This is a genomic window from Pyxidicoccus sp. M15 (assembly GCF_056858435.1).
The window spans coordinates 10,819,066-10,841,796 of sequence record NZ_CM166495.1; the positions used below are offsets into that span (position 1 = coordinate 10,819,066).

Consider the following 22,731-nt stretch of genomic DNA (forward strand, 5'->3'; position numbering starts at 1 on the left):
ATGTCGCTTACTCCAGACCAGAAGCGCGCGCGGCTCGCAGAGCTGCTGCGCGACAAGACCCGTCAGTCCCGTCGTGTCCCGGTGTCCTTCGCCCAGGAGCGCATGTGGCTCCAGGAGCAGCTGGAGCCCGGCAGCTCCGCGCTCAACGTCCCCATCTCCGTGCGCCTGACGGGCCAGCTGGACGTGGACGCCCTGCGCCGCGCCCTGCAGGAGCTGGTGCAGCGCCATGAGCCGCTTCGCACCACCTTCGTCGAGCAGGACGGGCGGCTGCTCCAGCACATCTCCCCGTCGCTGGAGCTGCCCCTGGACGTGGTGGACGTCGCGGACGGGTCCGAGACGGAGGCCTGGCGCAGGCTCCATGCCGACGCGCAGCGCCCCTTCGAGCTGGAGAAGGGCCCGCTGCTGCGCGCCGCGCTGTACCGGTGGAGCGCGCGCGAGCACCTGCTGCTGCTCAACCTGCACCACATCATCTCCGACGGGTGGACGCTGGGCGTGCTCGTGCGAGAGCTGGGCGCGCTCTACCCGGCCCTGGCCGCGGGCCGGGCGTCGCCCCTGCCGCCGCTGCCCATGCAGTACGCGGACTTCGCCGCCTGGCAGCGCGACTACCTGAAGGGGGAGACACTGGACACGCAGCTGGCGTACTGGCGCCAGCGGCTGGACCCGCGCGCCCTGCTGGAGCTGCCCGGCGACAAGCCCCGGCCCGCCGTGGCCACCTCTCGCGGCGCCCGCCACACGGTGGTGCTTCCCCTGGAGCTGCTCCAGTCCCTCGAGGCGCTGGCCCGGCGCGAGGGTCGCACCCTCTTCACGCTCCTGCTGGCCGCCTACCAGGTGCTGCTGGCGCGCCACAGCGGCCAGGAGGACCTGGTCGTCGGCACGCCCGTGGCCGGCCGCAACCGCGCCGAGCTGGAGGGGCTCATCGGCCTGTTCGTCAACACCCTCGCCCTGCGTGTGGACCTGTCCGGCGACCCCTCCTTCCTGGAGCTGATGGGCCGCGTCCATGACACCGCCCTGGGGGCCTTCGCCCACCAGGACGTGCCCTTCGAGAAGCTGGTGGAGGCGCTCCAGCCGGAGCGGCGACTGGGCATCAACCCCCTGTTCCAGGTGCTCTTCACCCTGCAGAACGCGCCGCTGCCCGCGCTGCAGGTCCCCGGGATGGTGATGGAGGCGCAGCCGGTGGACAGCGGCGCCAGCCAGGTGGACCTGTCCCTGCTGGCGGCCGAGGTGCCCCAGGGGCTGCGCGTCGCCGCCGTCTACCGCACGGACCTGTTCGACGGGGCCACGGTGGCGCGGCTGCTGAAGCACTACCAGCAGCTGCTGGAGGGCATCGCCGCGAACCCGGAGCGGCGCCTGTCCGAGCTGCCGCTGCTGGACTCGGACGAGCGCCGGCAGGTGCTGGCGGCGTGGAACGACACGGCCCGCCCCTACGACGCGTCCTGCATCCACCACCAGTTCGAGGCCCAGGTGGCCCGGACGCCCGACGCGCCCGCGCTCAGCTTCGGTGAGACGCAGCTCACCTACCGCCAGCTCCACCAGCGCGTGCTCGGCCTGTCGCACCGGCTCCAGGCGCTGGGCGTCCGGCCGGATGCACCCGTGGGGCTGTGCCTCCAGCGCTCGCCCGACATGGTCGCCGCGATGCTCGCCGTGCTCCACGCCGGCGGCGCCTACCTCCCGCTCGACCCGGACTACCCCGCCGAGCGCCTGAGCTGGATGCTCCAGGACTCCGGGGCGTCCGTCCTGCTCACCTCGCGCCACCTGCTCGGCACCGTCCCCGCCGGGGACGCCCAGGTGCTGCTGCTCGACGAGGTCCTGGACGGCGAGCCCGCCGCCAGCAGCCCGGGTACGTCGCGAGCGGAGAACCTGGCCTACGTCATCTACACCTCGGGCAGCACGGGCCGGCCCAAGGGCGTCATGGTGCCACACGGCACCGCCGCCAACTTCTTCGGCGCCATGGACTCACTGCTGGGCACGTCCTCGCCCGGCACGTGGTTGGCCGTCACCAGCATCTCCTTCGACATCTCCGTCCTGGAGCTGCTGTGGACGCTCACCCGTGGCTACCACGTCGTGCTGCATGACGAGCGGGCCGCCACGCGCCAGGGCGCCGCGCTCGCGCTGCCCGAGGTGCTGCGCCGCCACGCGGTGACGCACCTGCAGTGCACGCCCGCCTTCGCTCGCGGCAGGGTGCTGGCCTCCGAGTCCGTCCCGGCGCTCGGCGCCCTGCGCCACCTGCTCATCGGTGGCGAGGCCCTGCCCGGGCCGCTGGCCGCCCAGCTCCGCGCGGCCCTGCCCTCCGCCGCCCTCACCAACATGTATGGGCCCACGGAGACCACCGTCTGGTCCTCCACCCACCGCGTGGGGGACGGTGACGCGGGCGCTGCCACCATCTCCATCGGCGCCCCCATCGCCAACACCCGCCTGTACGTGCTGGACGCGCACGGCCAGCCCGCGCCGGTGGGCGCCCCGGGCGAGCTGTTCATCGCCGGTGACGGCGTCGTGCGTGGCTACCTGGGCCGCGCCGAGCTCACCGCCGAGCGCTTCGTGCCGGATGCCTTCTCCGGTGTCCCCGGCGGCCGCATGTACCGCACCGGTGACCTGGCGCGCTGGCGCAGGGACGGCACCCTGGACTTCCTGGGCCGCACCGACTTCCAGGTGAAGGTGCGCGGCTTCCGCATCGAGCTGGGCGAGGTGGAGGCCGCGCTGTCACGCCACCCGTCCGTCCGGCAGGCCGTGGCGGGCGTGCACCAGGACGCCTCGGGGGACGGACGCCTCGTGGCGTGGCTCGTGCCCCAACCGGGCCACACCGTGGAGACGGGCGCGCTGCGAGACTACGCCCGCCAGCACCTGCCCGAGCACATGGTGCCCTCGCTGTTCGTGGCGCTCGACGCCTTTCCCCTCACGCCCAACGGCAAGGTGGACCGCAAGGCCCTGCCCGCTCCGGAGCTGACGGGAAGCAGCCCTGAGTACGTGGCCCCGCGCACACCCACCGAGGAGCTGCTGGCCGGCATCTTCGCCCAGGTGCTGGGCGTGGAGCGCGTGGGCGCCACCGACAGCTTCTTCGAGCTGGGCGGCCACTCCCTGATGGGCACCCGGCTGGCCGCGCGGCTGCGCGCCGCCACGGGCGTGGAGCTGCTGCTGCGCGAGCTGTTCGAGGCGCCCACCGTCGCGGGCCTCGCCATGCGCGTGGACGCCGCCGCGAGGAGCGGGCTGCAGGGCCCGCAGACTCCGCCCCTGGTCCCCATGCCTCGCACCGGTGGCCTGCCGCTGTCCTTCGCCCAGCAGCGCCTGTGGTTCCTCGACCAGCTGGAGCCGGGCAGCCCCTTCTACAATGTCCCCCTCGGCTTGCGGCTGGAGGGCACGCTGGACGTGGCCGCGCTGGAGCGCAGCTTCACGGAGCTGATGCGCCGCCACGAGTCCCTGCGCACCACCTTCCAGGAGGGCCCGGTCCAGGTCATCCACCCGCCCGCCCCCGTCCCCCTCGCCCTGGTGGACCTGTCCGCGCTGCCCGAGCACCAGCGCGAGGAAGAGGCCCGGCGTCTGGCGCGCGAAGAGGCGCAGCGCCCGTTCGACCTTGCCCGTGGTCCGCTGATGCGCACCACGCTGCTTCGGCTGTCCGAGTCCCAGCACCTGCTGCTGCTGACGCTGCACCACATCGTCACGGATGGCTGGTCCATGAACGTGCTGGTGCGCGAGTCCGCCGCGCTCTACGTGGCCTTCGCCACCGGGCAGCCTCCGTCGTTGCCGGAGCTGCCCGTGCAGTATGCGGACTACGCGGCCTGGCAGCGCTCCTGGCTCCAGGGGGAAGCCCTGGAGGCGCGACTGGCCTGGTGGCGTGAGCACCTGACTGGCGCCCCGCAGCTGCTGGAGCTGCCCACCGACTTCCCTCGCCCGGCCGTCCAGGGCTTCCGCGGTGCCACCCTCACACGCGTGCTGCCGCGCGAGCTGGCGGATTCGCTCCAGGCCCTGTGCCGTCAAGAGAGCATCACCCTCTTCATGGCCCTGCTGGCCGGCTTCGAGGTCGTCCTCTCCCGCTACTCCGGCCAGGAAGACTTCGTCCTCGGCACCGATATCGCCAATCGCAACCGTGCGGAGACCGAGGGCCTCATCGGCTTCTTCATCAACCAGCTCGCGCTGCGCATGCGGCTGGACGGCAACCCCACCTTCCGCGAGCTACTCGGTCGCGTGCGGGATGCCACGCTGGGCGCCTACGCCCACCAGGACCTGCCCTTCGAGGAGCTGGTCAAGGCGCTCAACCCCGAGCGCAGCCTGGGCCATGCCCCTCTCTTCCAGGTGAAGCTGGTGCTGCAGAACCAGCCCACCACCGAGCTGCAGGTCCCCGGCCTCACCCTGCGCCCCCAGGGCGTCGACGTCAGCACCTCGCGCCTGGACCTCACCCTCTCCATTCTCGAAACCGCGCAGGGACTGCAGTGCACCTGCGAGTACCGCACCGACCTCTTCGAGGCCTCCACCATCGACCGCATGGTGCAGCACCTCGGCACGGTGCTTCAGGCCGCAGCTGCTCGGCCCGAAGCGCGCGTTTCCGCGCTGACGCTGAGCACCGACGCCGAGCAGCGCCAAATGCTGGTGGAGTGGAATGCCACCGCACGTGACTTCCCGTCGGAAGCCTGCGCCCACCAGCTCTTCGAGGCCCAGGCCGCCCGCACTCCCGACGCCATCGCCCTGCGCTTCGAGGGCCAGCAGCTCACCTACTCCCAGCTCGACTCCCGCGCCAACCAGCTGGCCTGGCACCTGCGCTCGCTGGGCGTGCGCGCCGACGTGCCCGTTGCCCTCTGCGTCGAGCGCTCGCTGGAAACCATCATCTCCATCCTCGGCATCCTCAAGGCCGGCGGCGCCTACGTGCCGCTGGACCCCAGCTACCCGGTGGAGCGGCTGACGTACACGCTGCGCGACTGCGCCGCTCCGGTGCTCGTCACCACCGAGGCCATCGCCGATGAGCTGCCCTCCGGCGGCGAGCAACTCGTCCTGCTGGATTCGGACGCCTCTCTCATCTCCTCCCAGCCCACGACGACTCCTGAGAGTGGTGCGGGCGCGGACAACCTCGCCTACGTCATCTACACCTCGGGCAGCACGGGCCGGCCCAAGGGCACGCTGTTGCAGCACCGGGGCCTGTGCAACACCGCCCTGCAGACGGGCCGCTCCATGGGCCTGGCCCCCGGCAGCCGGGTGCTCCAGTTCTTCTCCTCCGGCTTCGATGCCTCGGTGTGGGAAATCTTCAGCGCCCTGCTGCCGGGTGCCACGCTGGTGCTGGCCCCTCGCGAGAAGCTGATGCCCGGCGCGCCACTGCGCACGCTGGCGCGCGAGGAGTCCATTACCGCGGTGACGCTGACACCTTCGGTGCTGGCGCAGCTGACGCCCGAGGACTTCCCCTCCCTGCATACCCTCGTCTCCGCTGGCGAAGCGTGCACGCCGGAGCTGGTGCAGCGCTGGGGCCCTCACGTGCGGTTCCTGAATGCCTACGGCCCCACGGAAGTCACCGTCTGCGCCTCCATCACCGAGCCGCTGGTGCCCGGCCAGCGCCTCACCATTGGGCGGCCCTGGGCCAACCTGGGGCTGTACGTGGTGGACGCGGCCCTGCGCGCGTTGCCGGTGGGTGTGCCCGGCGAGCTGTGCGTGGGAGGCGTGGGCCTGGCTCGCGGCTACCTCGGCCGTCCGGAGCTGACGGCCGACAAGTTCGTCCCCAATCCCTTCAGCACCCAGCCCGGTGCCCGCCTCTACCGCACCGGCGACAAGGCGCGCTGGCTGGCCGATGGCACCCTCGAGTACCTGGGCCGCATCGACTCGCAGGTGAAGCTGCGTGGCTTCCGCATCGAGCTGGGCGAAGTCGAGTCCGCCCTGCTGCAGCACCCGTCCGTGCGCGAGGCGGTGGCCGTGGTGCGCGAGGACTCCCCCGGCGCTTCCCGGCTGGTGGCCTACGTCGTCGCCCAGGAGGACGAGGCCCTCGATACCGCCGTCCTGCGCGCCTCCCTCAAGCAGCGGCTGCCCGAGTACATGGTGCCCGCCGCCATGGCCGTGCTGCCCGCGCTGCCACTGACGCCCAACGGCAAGGTGGACCGCAAGGCCCTGCCTCCTCCCGAGGGCACTTCCGAGGCCCAGGCGCGCGAGTACGTCGCGCCGCGCACCCGCGTCGAGCAGCAGCTGGCCACCCTCTGGGCGGAGCTGCTGCACGTCGAGCGCGTGGGCGTGCATGACGACTTCTTCGAGCTGGGCGGCCACTCGCTGCTGGCCACCCAGTCCCTCTCGCGCCTTCAGGCCTCCTTCGGCGTGGAGCTGCCCCTGCGCGAGCTCTTCGAGGCCCCCACCGTCGCGGGCCTCGCCACGCGGTTGGAAGCCCTGGTCGAGTCGGGCGGCAAGGCAACGCAGGCTCCGCCGCTGACTCCGGTGCCTCGCACCGGCGAGCTGCCGCTGTCCTTCGCGCAGCAGCGCCTGTGGTTCCTCGACCAGTTGGAGCCGGGCAGCCCCTTCTACAACGTCCCCCTCGGCTTGCGGCTGGAGGGCACGCTCGACGTGGCCGCGCTGGAGCGCAGCTTCACCGAGCTGGTGCGCCGTCACGAGGTGCTTCGCACCCTCTTCCGGGATGGACCGGTGCAGCACATCCACCCGTCCATGCCCGTGCGCATGTCCGTGGTGGACCTGTCTTCGCTGCCCGAGCACCAGCGCGAGGAAGAGGCCCGGCGTCTGGCACGCGAAGAGGCGCAGCGTCCCTTCGACCTCGCCCGTGGTCCGCTGATGCGCACCACGCTGCTTCGGCTGTCCGAGTCCCAGCACCTGCTGCTGCTGACGCTGCACCACATCGTCACGGATGGCTGGTCCATGAACGTGCTGGTGCGCGAGTCCGCCGCGCTCTACGTGGCCTTCGCCACCGGGCAGCCTCCGTCGTTGCCAGAGCTGCCCGTGCAGTATGCGGACTACGCGGCCTGGCAGCGCTCCTGGCTCCAGGGGGAGGCCCTGGAGGCGCGACTGGCCTGGTGGCGCGAGCACCTGACTGGCGCCCCCCAGTTGCTGGAGCTGCCCACCGACTTCCCGCGCCCGGCCGTCCAGGGCTTCCGCGGCGCCACCCTCACGCGCGTGCTGCCGCGTGAGCTGTCTGACGGACTCCAGTCCTTGTGCCAGCAGGAGGGCATCACCCTCTTCATGGCCCTGCTGGCCGGCTTCGAGGTCGTCCTCTCCCGCTACTCCGGCCAGGAAGACTTCGTCCTCGGCACCGATATCGCCAATCGCAACCGTGCGGAGACCGAGGGCCTCATCGGCTTCTTCATCAACCAGCTCGCGCTGCGCATGCGGCTGGACGGCAACCCCACCTTCCGCGAGCTACTCGGTCGCGTGCGGGATGCCACGCTGGGCGCCTACGCCCACCAGGACCTGCCCTTCGAGGAGCTGGTCAAGGCGCTCAACCCCGAGCGCAGCCTGGGCCATGCCCCTCTCTTCCAGGTGAAGCTGGTGCTGCAGAACCAGCCCACCACCGAGCTGCAGGTCCCCGGCCTCACCCTGCGCCCCCAGGGCGTCGACGTCAGCACCTCGCGCCTGGACCTCACCCTCTCCATTCTCGAAACCGCGCAGGGACTGCAGTGCACCTGCGAGTACCGCACCGACCTCTTCGAGGCCTCCACCATCGACCGCATGGTGCAGCACCTCGGCACGGTGCTTCAGGCCGCAGCTGCTCGGCCCGAAGCGCGCGTTTCCGCGCTGACGCTGAGCACCGACGCCGAGCAGCGCCAAATGCTGGTGGAGTGGAATGCCACCGCACGTGACTTCCCGTCGGAAGCCTGCGCCCACCAGCTCTTCGAGGCCCAGGCCGCCCGCACTCCCGACGCCATCGCCCTGCGCTTCGAGGGCCAGCAGCTCACCTACTCCCAGCTCGACTCCCGCGCCAACCAGCTGGCCTGGCACCTGCGCTCGCTGGGCGTGCGCGCCGACGTGCCCGTTGCCCTCTGCGTCGAGCGCTCGCTGGAAACCATCATCTCCATCCTCGGCATCCTCAAGGCCGGCGGCGCCTACGTGCCGCTGGACCCCAGCTACCCGGTGGAGCGGCTGACGTACACGCTGCGCGACTGCGCCGCTCCGGTGCTCGTCACCACCGAGGCCATCGCCGATGAGCTGCCCTCCGGCGGCGAGCAACTCGTCCTGCTGGATTCGGACGCCTCTCTCATCTCCTCCCAGCCCACCACCGCGCCCACCACCGGCGCGGGAGCCGACAACCTCGCCTACGTCATCTACACCTCGGGCAGCACGGGCCGGCCCAAAGGCACGCTGCTGCAGCACCGGGGCCTGTGCAACACGGCCCTGCAGACGGGCCGCTCCATGGGCCTGGCCCCTGGCAGCCGGGTGCTCCAGTTCTTCTCCTCCGGCTTCGATGCCTCGGTGTGGGAAATCTTCAGCGCCCTGCTGTCGGGTGCCACGCTGGTGCTGGCCCCTCGCGAGAAGCTGATGCCCGGTGCGCCGCTGCGCACGCTGGCGCGCGAGGAGTCCATCACCGCCGTGACGCTGACGCCCTCGGTGCTGGCGCAGCTGACGCCCGAGGACTTCCCCTTCCTGCATACCCTCGTCTCCGCTGGCGAAGCGTGCACGCCGGAGCTGGTGCAGCGCTGGGGGCCGCACGTGCGGTTCCTGAATGCCTACGGCCCCACGGAAGTCACCGTCTGCGCTTCCATCACCGAGCCGCTGGTGCCTGGGCAGCGCCTCACCATTGGGCGGCCCTGGGCCAACCTGGGGCTGTACGTGGTGGACGCGGCCCTGCGCGCGTTGCCGGTGGGCGTGCCCGGCGAGCTGTGCGTGGGAGGCGTGGGCCTGGCTCGCGGCTACCTCGGCCGCTCCGAGCTCACCGCCGAGCGCTTCGTGCCGGATGCCTTCTCCGGTGTCCCCGGTGCCCGCCTCTACCGCACCGGCGACAAGGCGCGCTGGCTGGCCGACGGCACCCTCGAGTACCTGGGCCGCATCGACTCGCAGGTGAAGCTGCGCGGCTTCCGCATCGAGCTGGGCGAAGTCGAGTCCGCCCTGCTGCAGCACCCGTCCGTGCGCGAAGCGGTGGCCGTGGTGCGCGAGGACTCCCCTGGCGCTTCCCGGCTGGTGGCCTACGTCGTCGCCCAGGAGGACGAAACCCTCGATACCGCCATCCTGCGTGCCTCCCTCAAGCAGCGGCTGCCCGAGTACATGGTGCCCGCCGCCATGGCCGTGCTACCCGCGCTGCCACTGACGCCCAACGGCAAGGTGGACCGCAAGGCCCTGCCTCCTCCCGAGGGCACTTCCGAGGCCCAGGCGCGCGAGTACGTCGCGCCGCGCACCCGCGTCGAGCAGCAGCTGGCCACCCTCTGGGCGGAGCTGCTGCACGTCGAGCGCGTGGGCGTGCATGACGACTTCTTCGAGCTGGGCGGCCACTCGCTGCTGGCCACCCAGTCCCTCTCGCGCCTTCAGGCCTCCTTCGGCGTGGAGCTGCCCCTGCGCGAGCTGTTCGAGGCTCCCACCGTGGCCCAGCTGGCCACGCGGCTGGAGGCCCTGGCCGAGTCGGGCGGCAAGGCACTTCAGGCTCCGCCGCTGACTCCGGCGCCTCGCACCGGCGAGCTGCCACTGTCCTTCGCCCAGCAGCGTCTGTGGTTCATCGACCAGCTGGAGCCGGGCAGCCCCCTTTACAACATCCCCACCGCCCTGGCGCTCGACGGGGACCTGGACGTGCCCGCGCTGGAGCGCGTGTTCACGGAGATTCAGCGCCGCCACGAGTCCCTGCGCACCACCTTCACCTCCCTGGATGGCCGTCCCGTCCAGCGCATCCAGCCGGCCACTCCGTTCTCGCTGCCCGTGGTGGAGCTCGGCGCGCGCGCCCCCGAGGAGCGGCAGGCCGAGACACGCCGTCTCGTGACGGCAGAGGCGCGACGCCCCTTCGACCTCACGCGGGGCCCGCTGCTGCGCGCCACGCTGCTCCGCCTGGGCGCCACCGAGCACGTGCTGCTGGTGACGATGCATCACAGCATCTCCGACGGCTGGTCCGTCGGCGTGCTCGTGCGCGAGCTGGGCGCCCTGTATGCGGCCTTCCGCGAGGGCCAGCCCTCGCCGCTGCCGGAGCTGGCCGTGCAGTACGCGGACTACGCCGTGTGGCAGCGCGGCTGGCTGCAGGGCGCGGCGCTGGAGGCACAGCTCGCCTGGTGGCGCGAGCGGCTGGCGGGGGCTCCCCATGCGCTGGAGCTGCCCACCGACAAGCCCCGCCCGTCCGTGCAGACCTCGCACGGCGCCTCGTGTCCCGTTCACCTCCCCGTGCCGCTGACCGAGGCGCTCGACGCGCTGTGCCGCCGTGAAGGCGCCACGCCCTTCATGGCGCTGCTGGCCACCTTCCAGCTCCTGCTCAGCCGCTACTCCGGCCAGCAGGAGGTGGTCATCGGCGCTCCCGTGGCCGGACGTGACAATGCCGCGCTGGAGCCCCTCGTCGGCTTCTTCGTCAACACGCTGCCCCTGCGGGCCCGCCTGTCCGGCACGGAGTCCTTCCGGGAGCTGCTGGCCCAGGTGCGCGACACCGCCCTTGGCGCGTTCGCCCACCAGGCGCTGCCCTTCGAGCGCATCATCGAGGAGCTGAAGCTGGAGCGCGACCTGAGCCGGCCACCGCTGGTGCAGGTGATGTTCGCCCTCCAGAACGCGCCCATGCCCGAGCTGGTGCTGCCCGGCCTGGCCCTGCGCGGGCTGGGCACGCAGCACAAGCCCGTCAAGTTCGAGCTCGAGCTGAACCTGTCGCACACGCCGGAGGGCTACTCCGGCCAGCTCGACTACAACACCGACCTGTTCGAGGCAGGCACGGCCGCGCGCATGGCGGCCCACTTCCGCACGCTGGTGGAGGCCCTGGTCTCCCGGCCCGAGGCACCCCTGGCCTCCGTGGCCATGATGACCGAGGCGGAGCGCCAGCAGGTGCTCGTGGAGTGGAACGCCACCGCCTCCGACTACCCGCGCGGCTCCACCCTGCCCGAGGTCTTCTCGCAGGTGGTGGCTCGGTATGGCGACAAGGTGGCCGTCGAGTTCGGCGACTCCAAGCTCACCTACCGGCAGCTCGACGCGCGTGCCAACCAGCTCGCCTGGCACCTGCGCGGCCTGGGCGTGAGCACCGACTCGCGCGTGGCCATTGCCCTGGAGCGCTCGCTGGAGCTGGTAGTGGCCCTGGTCGCCATCCTCAAGGCCGGCGGCGCCTACGTCCCGCTGGATTCGAGCTACCCGCGTGAGCGTCTGCACGCCATGGTGGAGGACTCGCGCCCGCGCGTGCTCGTCACCTCCCGCGCGCTGCTGCCAAAGCTCCCCTCCGACGGCCTGCCCACGGTGGTGCTGGAGGAAGTGTCCCTGGAGGGCGAGCCCACGCACTCGCCGCCGATGGCCGCTCAGCCCCAGAGCCTCGCGTACATCGACTTCACCTCCGGCTCCACGGGCCGTCCCAAGGGCGTCGGCACTCCGCAGGCCGCCGTGCTGCGCACCGTCTTCGGTGTCGACTACGCGCACCTCGGTCCGGACGAGACGTTCCTGCTCATCGCTCCCGTCTCCTTCGACGCCTCCACCCTGGAGCTGTGGGGCCCGCTGCTCCATGGCGCGCGCCTCGCCATCTTCCCGCCCCATGCACCCTCCGACGTGCATGAGCTGGAGGCCTTGCTCGTGAAGCACGGGGTAACAACGCTGCACCTCACCGCGGGCCTGTTCACCCAGGTGGTGGACACCCACCTCCAGGGCCTGCGCACGGTGAGACAGCTGCTCACCGGTGGTGACGTGGTGTCCGCCCCGCACGTGCGCCGGGTGCTGGAGGAGCTGCGCATCCCGGTGACGGCCTGCTACGGGCCCACCGAGTCCACGCTCTTCGCCTCATGCTTCCGGATGACGTCTCCGGAGCAGCCCGGCACCTCCGTGCCCATCGGCCGCCCCATCGGCAACACGCAGGTGTACGTGCTCGACACGGGCGGCCAGCCCGTGCCCGCGGGCATCACCGGAGAGCTGTTCATCGGCGGCGACGGCGTGGCCCGCGGCTACGTGGAGCAGCCGGCCCTCACCGCCGAGCGCTTCCTGCCGGACGCCTTCTCCAGGGTGCCCGGTGCCCGCATCTACCGCACGGGCGACCTGGCCCGCTGGCGCCATGACGGCGTGCTGGAATTCCTCGGCCGCGCGGACGCGCAGGTGAAGGTGCGTGGCTACCGCATCGAGCTGGCCGAGGTGGAAGCGGCCCTGCTGGCCCTGCCGGGGGTGCGCGAGGCCGTGGTGCTCGCGCGCGAGGACGTGCCCGGCACCAAGCGCCTCGTCGGCTACGTGGTGGCGCCCGAGCCGTTCGACACCGTCGCGCTGCGCGCACTCCTTCAGGAGCGGCTGCCCGAGTACATGGTGCCCTCCGCACTGGTGCGCCTGGACGCGCTGCCGCTCACCGCCAACGCCAAGGTGGACAGGAAGGCCCTGCCCGTCCCGGAGCTGGCGAAGGCCTCCGCCGAGACGTACGCCGCCCCGCGCGATGCCACCGAGGAGGCCCTGGCCTCCGTGTGGGCCCAGGTGCTGCGCGTGCCCCGCGTCGGCATCCATGACAACTTCTTCCAGCTCGGCGGCGACTCCATCATCAGCCTCCAGCTCATCGCCCGCGCCCGCCAGGCCGGCCTCCACTTCACGCCCCGGCAGCTCTTCCAGCACCAGACCATCTCCGCCCTCGCGAAGGAGGTCTCCACGCGCCATGGCGCCACCGCCGAGCAGGCCCCTGTCGTGGGCCCGGTGCCGCTCACGCCCATCCAGCTCGCCTTCCTGGAGGAGGGCGGGCCCGAGCAGCACCACTTCAACCAGGCGCTGATGCTGCGGGTGCGGGAGCCGCTGGAGCCCGCCGTGCTGGAGGCGGCCCTGCGCAGGCTGGTGGAGCACCACGACGCCCTGCGCCTGCGGTTCTTCCAGGAGGCGGGCCACTGGCGGCAGCACGCCACGGGCCTGGAGTCCGCGCCCACGCTGCACCGGGCCGACGTGTCCTCGCTGTCCCCCGACGCGCGCGCCCGCGCGGTGGAGGCGCTCGCCACCGAGCTGCACACCTCCTTCCGTCTGGGGGAGCCGCCGCTGCTGCGCGCGGCCCTCTTCGACTTCGGCCCGGGAGAGCCCGCGCGCCTGCTGCTGGTGGCACACCACCTCGTCGTCGACGCCGTCTCCTGGCGAGTCCTGGTGGAGGACCTGGAGTCGCTCTGCCGCCAGCTCCAGCGCGGCGCGGCCCCCGCCCTGCCGCCGAAGACCACCTCCTTCAAGGCCTGGGCCGAGCGCCTGCACCAGCATGCGGGCTCCGAGGCCCTCGTCGCCGAGCAGCCCTACTGGCTGGACGAGGCCCGCGCGCACGCGCAGCCCCTGCCCCGCGACAGGGCGCACGGGGAGAACACCGTCGCCTCCTCGCGCTCCATCTCCACCAGCCTGGAGTCCGCGGAGACGCACGCGCTGCTGCGCGAGGTGCCCGCGGCGTACCGCGCCCGCCTCCCGGACGTGCTGCTGGCGGCCCTGGGCCGTGCCCTGGCCTCCTGGTCGGGCCACTCGCGCTTCCTCGTCGACTCCGAGGGCCATGGCCGCGAGGACCTCTTCGCGGACGTGGACCTGTCCCGCACGGTGGGCTGGTTCACCGCCGTCTACCCGGTGCTCCTGCAGGTGCCCGCGGATGCCAGCCCCGGCGACACCCTGCGCGGCACCCGTGACGGGCTGCGGAACCTGCCCGCCGGTGGCCTGGGCCACGGCCTGCTGCGCTACCTGCGCCAGGACGAGACCGGTGCCCGGCTGCGCGCGCTCCCCTCCGCCGAGGTGTCCTTCAACTACCTGGGCCAGCTCGACGCCGCCTCGGGCGAGACCTCGCTGTTCAGCCTCGCCTCCGAGGCCTCCGGGCCAACGCTCAGCCCCCGGGCGCTCCGCCCCCATCTGCTCGACGTGACGGCCGTCATCCGCGGCGGCCAGCTCCACGTGAGCCTCCACTACAGCGAGAACGTCCACACCGAGGCCACCGCCCGCGCACTGGCGAGCGCCTTCGTGGACGCGCTGCGCGTGCTCATCGCGGGCCGCACCTCGCCGGATGCCCTCCGGTACACGCCGGCGGACTTCCCGCTGGCGGGCTGCTCCCAGGCGGCGCTGGACCGGGTGCTCCCCGCGGGCCTGCCCGTCGAGGACGTGTATCCGCTGTCGCCCCTGCAGCAGGGCATGCTCTTCCAGTCGCTGATGGCTCCCGGCTCGGGCGTGTTCGTCACGCAGCACGCGTGGACGTTCGGCGCCCGCGTGGACGTGGCCGCCTTCCGCCGCGCCTGGGAGGTGGTGGTGGAGCGCCATGCCCCGCTGCGGACCTCCTTCGCCTGGGAGGGGCTCGAGGAGCCCCTGCAGGTGGTGAGCCCACGCGCCGAGCTGCCGTGGGAGGAGCTCGACTGGAGCGGCCTGCCCACGTCCGAGCTCCAGGCCCGCTTCACCGCGCTGATGGCCACGGACCGCGCCCTCGGCTTCCGCCTGGACCAGGCGCCGCTGATGCGGCTGACCGTGGTGCGGCTGGAGGGCGGGGACTGGCGTGTCCTCTGGACCTCGCACCACCTGCTGCTGGACGGCTGGAGCCTCGGCCTGCTCTTCAAGGAGCTGTTCGCCGCCTACGCCGCCGCCGTCGGTGGCCGCATGCCCGCGCTGCCGCAGGCGCCTGCCTTCCGTGACTTCATCGCCTGGCAGCGGCAGCAGCCGGCGGAGCGCACCGAGGCGTACTGGCGAAAGGCCCTGGGCGGCTTCTCCTCGTCCACGCCGCTGCCGGGCGCGCGGCCCTCGCGCCAGGACGGAGCCACGCTCCGCAAGGATGAGCGGTGGGTCCACCTGACCGGGGACCGCACGCGCGAGCTCCAGGCCTTCGCCCGCCAGCACCAGCTGACGCCCAACACGGTGCTGCAAGGCGCCTGGGCGCTGGTGCTCTCGCGCTACGCCGGCGAGCCCGAGGTCCTCTTCGGCACCACCGTCTCCGGGCGCTCCGCCGAGCTGCCCGGCATCGAGCACATGGTGGGCCTGTTCATCAACACCGTGCCGGTGCGCATCCAGCTCGAGCCCCGGGCTCCCGTGCGCGCGTGGCTGACGGAGCTCCACACGCGCATGCTGGAGCTGCGCCAGTACGAGCACACCCCGCTGGCACGCGCCCAGGCCTGGAGCGACGTGCCGCGCGGCTCCATCCTCTTCGAGAGCCTGTACGTCTTCGAGAACTACCCCGTGGACGAGGCCGTCCGCTCCGGCGGCAAGGACCTGGAGATTCGCGACCTCACCACGGCCGAGCAGTCGGACATGCCGCTGGTGGCCATCGTGCTCCCCGGCGAGCAGCTCCAGCTGCGCCTGGTGTACGACGTGGCCCGCTTCGAGCCGTCCACCGTGGACCGGCTGCTGCGGCACTGGAGGGCGGTGCTGGAGTCCCTGCTGGCCGGGCCCGAGGTGCGCCTGTCCTCCGTGTCCATGCTGGAGGAGGAGGAGCGCCGTCAGGTGCTGGTGGAGTGGAACGCCACCGCCTCCGACTTCCCACGCGACGCCAGCGTCCACACCCTCTTCGCCGCCCAGGCCGCCCGCACCCCGGACGCCATCGCGGTCGTGGCGGAGGGAGGAACGCTCACCTACCGTCAGCTCGACGAGCGCTCCAACCAGCTCGCCCGCCACCTGCTGACCCTGGGCCTGGGGGCCGAGCCGCGCATCGGCGTGTGCATCCTCCGGAGCCTGGACCTCATCGTCGCGCTGCTGGGCATCCTCAAGGCCGGTGGCGCCTACGTCCCGCTCGACCCGACGCAGCCGGCGCAGCGGCTGGCCTTCATGCTCGGGGACGCGGAGGTCGCGGCGGTGCTGGCCTCGTCCGCCACCCGCGCCGCGCTGCCGGAGGGCTCACGGCCTGTCTTCCACGTCGACTCCGACTGGGAGCAGCTGTCGCACCTGTCCACCCAGGCGGTGTCCGCACCCGCGGAGCCCGAGCAGCTCGCCTATGTGACCTACACCTCCGGCTCGACGGGGATTCCCAAGGGCGTGGCCATTCCCCACCGCGGTGTCTTGCGCCTGGTGATTGGCAGCCGCTTCGCGCGGCTGGGGCCTGACGAGGTCGTCCTGCAGGCCTCCCCCCTGACCTTCGACCCCTCCACCATGGAAATCTGGGGAGCGCTGCTGCACGGCGCCCGGCTGGTCCTCTACCCGCCCCGCACGCCCGACGTGGCGGAGCTGGCACGCGTCATCACCGAGCACGGGGTGACGTCGATGTTCACGGCCACGGCCATCTTCGACCTGATGCAGCAGCATCAGCCCGAGGTCCTGGCCCGGGTGTCGCAGCTGCTGGCCGGCGGGGATGTGATGCCCGCGCCTCGCGTCCGCGAGCGGCTGGCCCAGGGTGGCACCATCATCAACGCGTACGGCCCCACGGAGAGCACCACCATCACCACCACCCACCGGCTGTCGCCCGGTGACGCGGTGGATGACTCCGTCTCCATCGGCGCCCCCATCGGCAACACCCAGGTGTACGTGCTCGACGAGGACCTGCAGCCCGTCTCCGTCGGCGTACCGGGGGAGCTGTTCATCGGCGGCGACGGCCTGGCGCGTGGCTACCTGGGGCGCCCCGCGCTCACCGCCGAGCGCTTCATGCCCCACCCCTTCTCGTCCACTCCGGGTGCCCGGCTGTACCGCTCCGGAGACCGGGTGTCCTGGCGGGAGGATGGGACGCTGGAGTTCCTCGGCCGCATGGACTTCCAGGTGAAGGTGCGCGGCTTCCGCATCGAGCTGGGTGAAGTGGAAGCAGCGCTGCGCGCGCACACCTCGGTGAAGGAGGTGGCCGTGCTGGTGCGCGAGGACGTGCCCGGCGACAAGCGCCTGGTGGCCTATGTCGTGCCAGCGGAGGTGGACACCGCGGCCCTGCGCGAGCACCTGCGCCAGCGCGTGCCCGAGTACATGGTGCCCTCGGCCTTCGTGGCGCTGGCAACCCTGCCACTGTCCGCCCATGGCAAGGTGGACCGCAAGGCCCTGCCCGCCCCGGAGGCTCCGGCGCGCTCCGAGGCGCTGCACGTGCCTCCGCGCAACGCCCTGGAGGCGCAGCTCGCCTCCATCTGGTCGGAGGTGCTGCGCGTCGAGCGCGTCGGCATCCATGACAACTTCTTCGAGCTGGGCGGCCACTCGCTGCTGGCCACGCAGGTGGTCGTCCGCATCCGGACCACCTTCGGCATCCAGCTCCCCCTGCGCATGCTGTTCGAGGCGCCCACCCTCGCTGGCCTGGCCCAGCAGGTGGACGCCGCGCGCCCGCGCCGTCCAGGCTCGGGCGTTCCGGCGCTCGTCCCGGTAACGCCCACGGGCGCACCGCCGCTGTCCTTCGCCCAGCAGCGGCTGTGGTTCATCGACCAGCTCGAGCCCGGCACTCCTCTCTACAACATGCCCACCGTGCTGCGCCTGGAGGGCACGCTGGACCTGGAGGCCCTCCAGCGCGGTCTCACCGAGGTGGTGCGTCGCCACGAAACGCTGCGCACTACCTTCGCCGTGCGCGACGGCGAGCCCATCCAGCTCATCCACCCGGCGCGGGAGCTCTCCCTGCCCGTGGTGGACCTGAGCAACCTGCCCGCCACGGAGCGGCAGGCCGAGGCCCGGCGCCTGGCCACCGAGGAGACCCTGCGTCCCTTCTCCTTGAGCGATGGCCCGCTGCTGCGCGCCCTCATCCTGCGCCTGTCTCCCTCCGAGCACGTGCTGCTGGTGACGATGCACCACATCGTCTCCGACGGCTGGTCCATGGGCGTGCTCGTGCGCGAGATGGCCGCCCTCTACGCCGCCTTCCACCAGGGCCAGCCCTCTCCGCTTCCTGAGCTGCCGCTGCACTACTCCAGCTTCGCGGTCTGGCAGCGCCAGTGGCTGCAGGGCGCCGCGCTGGATGAGCAGCTGACCTGGTGGCGCCAGCGACTGGCGGGGGCTCCTCACTTCCTGGACCTGCCTACCGACAAGCCCCGCCCCGCCGTGCAGTCCTCGCGCGGCGCCGCCCACGCGGTGCACCTGCCCGACTCGCTGGCCCGAGCCCTGGAGGAGACCTGCCAGCGTGAAGGCGTCACCCCCTTCATGGCCCTGCTCGCCAGCTTCCAGCTGCTGCTGAGCCGCTACTCCGGCCAGCAGGACGTCCTCGTCGCCTCTCCGGTGGCGGGACGTGACCAGGCGGAGCTGGAAGGCCTCATCGGCTTCTTCGTCAACACCCTGCCCCTGCGCGCCCGCCTGTCCGGCACCGACTCCTTCCGCGAGCTGCTGGCCCAGGTGCGCGACACCACCCTGGGCGCCTTCGAGCACCAGGCGCTGCCCTTCGAGCGGCTGGTGGAGGAGCTCAAGCCCGAGCGCGACCTGAGTAGACCCGCGCTGGTGCAGGTCCTCTTCACCCTTCAGAACACCCCCAGGCCCCAGCTGGCGCTGCCCGGCCTGGCCCTGCGGGCGATGGAAGGCATTGGCGGCACCGTCGTCAAGTTCGAGCTGGAGCTGAGCCTGGTGCGGACGCCGGAGGGCTACTCCGGCACGCTGCTCTACAACACGGACCTCTTCGAGGCTGGCACGGCCGCGCGCATGGCGGAGCACTTCCGCACGCTGGTGCAAGCGCTGGTGGCCCGGCCCGAGGCGTCCCTGGCCTCCGTGGCCATGATGACCGAGGCGGAGCGCCGTCAGGTGATGGTGGAGTGGAATGCCACCGCCACTGAGTACCCGCGCGACTCCACCCTGCCCGAGGTCTTCTCGCAGGTGGTGGCTCGGTATGGCGACAAGGTGGCCGTCGAGTTCGGCGACTCCAAGCTCACCTACCGGCAGCTCGACGCGCGTGCCAACCAGCTCGCCTGGCACCTGCGCGGCCTGGGCGTGTCCACCGATTCACGCGTGGCCATTGCCCTGGAGCGCTCGCTGGAGCTGGTGGTGGCGCTGGTGGCCATCCTCAAGGCCGGCGGCGCCTACGTCCCGTTGGATTCGTCGTATCCCCGTGAGCGCCTCGCCGCCATGGTGGAGGACTCGCGCCCGCGCGTGCTCGTCACCTCGCGCACGCTGTTGCCCAAGCTCCCCTCCGACGGCCTGTCCACGGTGGTGCTGGAGGAAGTGTCCCTGGAGGGCGAGCCCATGCACTCGCCGCCTCCCGCCGCGCTGCCCCAGAGCCTCGCGTACATCGACTTCACCTCCGGCTCCACCGGCCGTCCCAAGGGCGTCGGCACCCCGCAGGCCGCCGTGCTGCGCACCATCTTTGGTGTCGACTACGCGCACCTCGGTCCGGACGAAACGTTCCTGCTCCTGGCGCCCATCTCCTTCGACGCCTCCACCCTGGAGCTGTGGGGGGCGCTGCTGCATGGCTCCCGCCTCGTCGTCATGCCTCCCCACCCACCCTCCCTCGAGGAATTGGGACGCACCCTTCTCCAGTCTCGCGTCACCACCCTCTGGGCCACCTCCGGCCTCTTCACCCAGATGGTGGATGGCAACCTGGAAGGACTGCGCTCTCTCAAGCAGGTGATGACGGGCGGCGACGTCGGCTCCGCTCCTCATTTCCGCCGCGTGCTGGAGGAGCTGGGCCTGCCCGTCACCCACGCCTACGGCCCCACCGAGTCCACCGTCTTCACGACCTGCATCCGCATGACGGACGCGGCCCAGGCCTCTGCCCCACTTCCCATTGGCGGCCCCATTGGCAATACGCGCCTCTACGTGCTGGACGCGTACGGACAGCCGGCGCCCGTGGGCGTTCCGGGCGAGCTGCTCATCGGCGGCGACGGCCTGGCCCGTGGCTACGTGGAGCAGCCGGCCATCACCGCCGAGCGCTTCATCCCCGACACCTTCTCCGGCGTGCCGGGAGCCCGCCTCTACCGCTCCGGTGACAAGGTGCGCTGGCGCGCCGATGGCACCCTCGAGTTCCTCGGCCGCATGGATGCGCAGGTGAAGCTGCGCGGCTTCCGCATTGAATTGGCCGAAGTCGAAGCCGCCCTGCTGGCGCACTCCGCGGTGCGCGAGGCCGTTGCCGTCGTGCGGGAGGATGTGCCCGGTGACAAGCGCCTGGTGGGCTACGTCGTGGCCCCCGAGCCTCTCGACGCCGCCGCTCTGCGCTCCTTCCTCCAGCAGCGGCTGCCCGAGTACATGGTGCCCTCCGCACTGGTGCGCCTGGACTCCCTGCCCCTTACTTCCAACGCCAAGCTGGACAGAAAGGCCCTGCCCGCGCCGGACGCCTCCACTTCCTCCTCTGAGTACGTCGCCCCGCGCACGCCTACCGAGGAGCAGTTGGTCGCTGCATGGGCCCAGGTGCTGCGACTGCAGCGCGTGGGCGTGGAGGACAACTTCTTCGCCCTGGGTGGCCACTCGCTGCTGGCCACCCAGCTTGCCTCCCGCATCCGTGCCGCCTTCGGCATCGAGCTGCCCCTGCGCGCCATCTTCGAGGCGCCCACCCTGGCCACGCTCGCCCGGCGCATCGACGCGGCCCAGCGGGAGAAGGCTCCCCAGGCGCCCCCGCTGGTGCCCATGGCACTGACGGGTGCACCTCCCCTCTCCTTCGCTCAGCAGCGCCTGTGGCTCATCGACCAGATTGAGCCCGGCAGCCCCGCCTACAACATCCCCTCCGCCCTGCGAGTGCAGGGCGTGCTGGACGTCGCCTCTCTCGAGCAGGCCTTCCTCTCCCTCATCCAGCGCCACGAGTCGCTTCGCACCACCTTCGCGGTGCATGACGGCGAGCCCATTCAGCTCATCCACCCGGCATCGGACTTCTCGCTGCCAGTCGTGGACCTGAGCGCGCATGAGTCTCGCGAAGCCCAGGCCCTGCGGCTTGCCACCGAAGAGGCCCGCAGGCCCTTCTCCTTGAGCGACGGCCCGCTGCTGCGCGCCCGCCTGCTGCGACTGGGCTCCGACGACCACGTGCTGCTGGTGACGATGCACCACATCGTCTCCGACGGCTGGTCCATGGGCGTGCTGGTGCGTGAGTTGGTTGCGCTCTATGCGGCGCATGCCACCGGCACCCCGGCCCTCCTGCCTGCGCTGCCGGTGCAATACGCCAGCTTCGCCGCCTGGCAGCGCGCCTGGCTGCAGGGCGACGTACTCCAGCGCCAACTCGACTTCTGGAAGCAGCAGCTGACCGGCGCTCCCGCCCTGCTGGAGCTGCCTACCGACAGGCCCCGCCCCGCCGTCCAATCCTCGCGCGGTGCCAGCCAACCCGTGCTGCTGCCAGCGCCTCTCACCGAGGCTCTGCTGGCCCTCTGCCACCAGGAGAGTGCCACTCCCTTCATGGCCCTGCTGGCCGTCTTCCAGACGCTGCTGGCCCGCTACTCCGGCCAGGACGACGTCGTGGTCGGCTCTCCCATCGCCGGCCGCACCCGCGCCGAAACCGAAGGCCTCATCGGCTTCTTCGTCAACACCCTCGTGCTGCGCTCGCGCGTGCGGCCCGACGCCAGCTTCCGCCAGCTGCTGGCCCAGGTGCGAGCCACCACCCTGGCCGCCTATGAGCACCAGGACGTGCCCTTCGAGAAGCTCGTCGAGGAGCTGCACCCTCAGCGCAGCCTGGGCCACTCGCCCCTCTTCCAGGTCATGCTCGCCCTGCAGAACACCCCCGAGCAGTCCATCGAGCTGGGCAACGGCAGGGACGGCCTGCCGCCGCTGAAGCTCTCCCCCGTGGAAGCCGACTTGTCGGCCGCGAAGTTCGACCTGACGTTGTCACTGGCGCAGACGCCTCAAGGCCTGGCCGGTGGGCTCACCTACCGCACCGACCTCTTCGAGCCGTCCACCGTGGCCCGCCTGGTGCGCCACCTGCGCACCCTGCTGGAAGCCGCCGTGGCATCCCCGGACTCGCCCCTGGGCCTGCTGCCGCTGATGGATGCGCCAGAGCGCCAGCAGGTGCTGGTGCAGTGGAACGACACCCGTCGCCAGTTGTCCTGGCAGGGCGCGCTGCATGAGGCCTTCGAGGCCCAGGCCGCCCTCACCCCGCGGGCGCTGGCCGTGCTCGATGACGCCAACCAGCTCTCCTTCGCCCAGCTCAACCTCCACGCCAACCAGCTGGCGCATGCGCTGCGCCAGCGCGGCGTGGGTCCCGAGGTGCGCGTTGCGCTCTGCATGGAGCGCGGCGTGGACATGGTGGTCGCCGTCCTCGCCATCCTCAAGGCCGGCGGCGCCTACGTCCCCATGGACCCGGCCTACCCGCGCGAGCGGCTGGCTTTCATGCTCCAGGACTGCGGTGCGCGGCTGGCACTCACCCAGCTGCACCTCGCCGCGCACTTCGAGGACTCCGGCGCGCACGTCGTCTGCCTGGATGACGCGAGCGTTCGCGAGCAGCTCGCTCGCGAGTCCGAAGCCAACCCGGCCCACGTCACCTCGCCCGAGCACCTCGCCTACGTCATCTACACCTCCGGCTCCACCGGACGTCCCAAGGGCGTCATGGTTCAGCACGCCTCCGTGATGAACCTGCGTGCCGCGCTCGCTTCCGCCGTCTACGCGGGAGCCGAGGGCGCGCTGCGCGTCAGCCTCAACGCGCCTCTCGCCTTCGACGCCTCGGTGAAGCAACTCATCCAGGTCGCCGACGGCCACGCCCTGTGCGTCGTGCCCCAGGCCGCTCGCGAAGACGTCGCCCTGCTCAAGGCGTGGGTGGAGAAGCACCAGCTCGACGTCCTCGACTGCTCTCCTTCTCACCTGCGCCTGCTGCTGGAAGAGGGACTGGCCTCCTCACGCCCCTTGCGCGTGCTGGTAGGCGGCGAAGCCGTGGACGAAGCCCTCTGGGCGAAGCTGGCGGCCCACCCCTTCATCCACTGCTTCAACGTCTACGGCCCCACCGAG

1 protein-coding gene (only partly in view) is annotated in these 22,731 nt (G+C 71.8%); it reads left to right on the forward strand.

Going from position 1 to position 22,731, the window contains the following annotated elements:
* On the forward strand, positions 1-22,731 hold the start of the coding sequence (locus tag ACX9TP_RS40010) for a non-ribosomal peptide synthase/polyketide synthase (protein WP_482975940.1). It continues 23,994 nt past the right edge of the window; 22,731 of the gene's 46,725 nt are visible here — the first part of the coding sequence; the start codon lies at positions 1-3; its stop codon lies beyond the right edge, outside the window.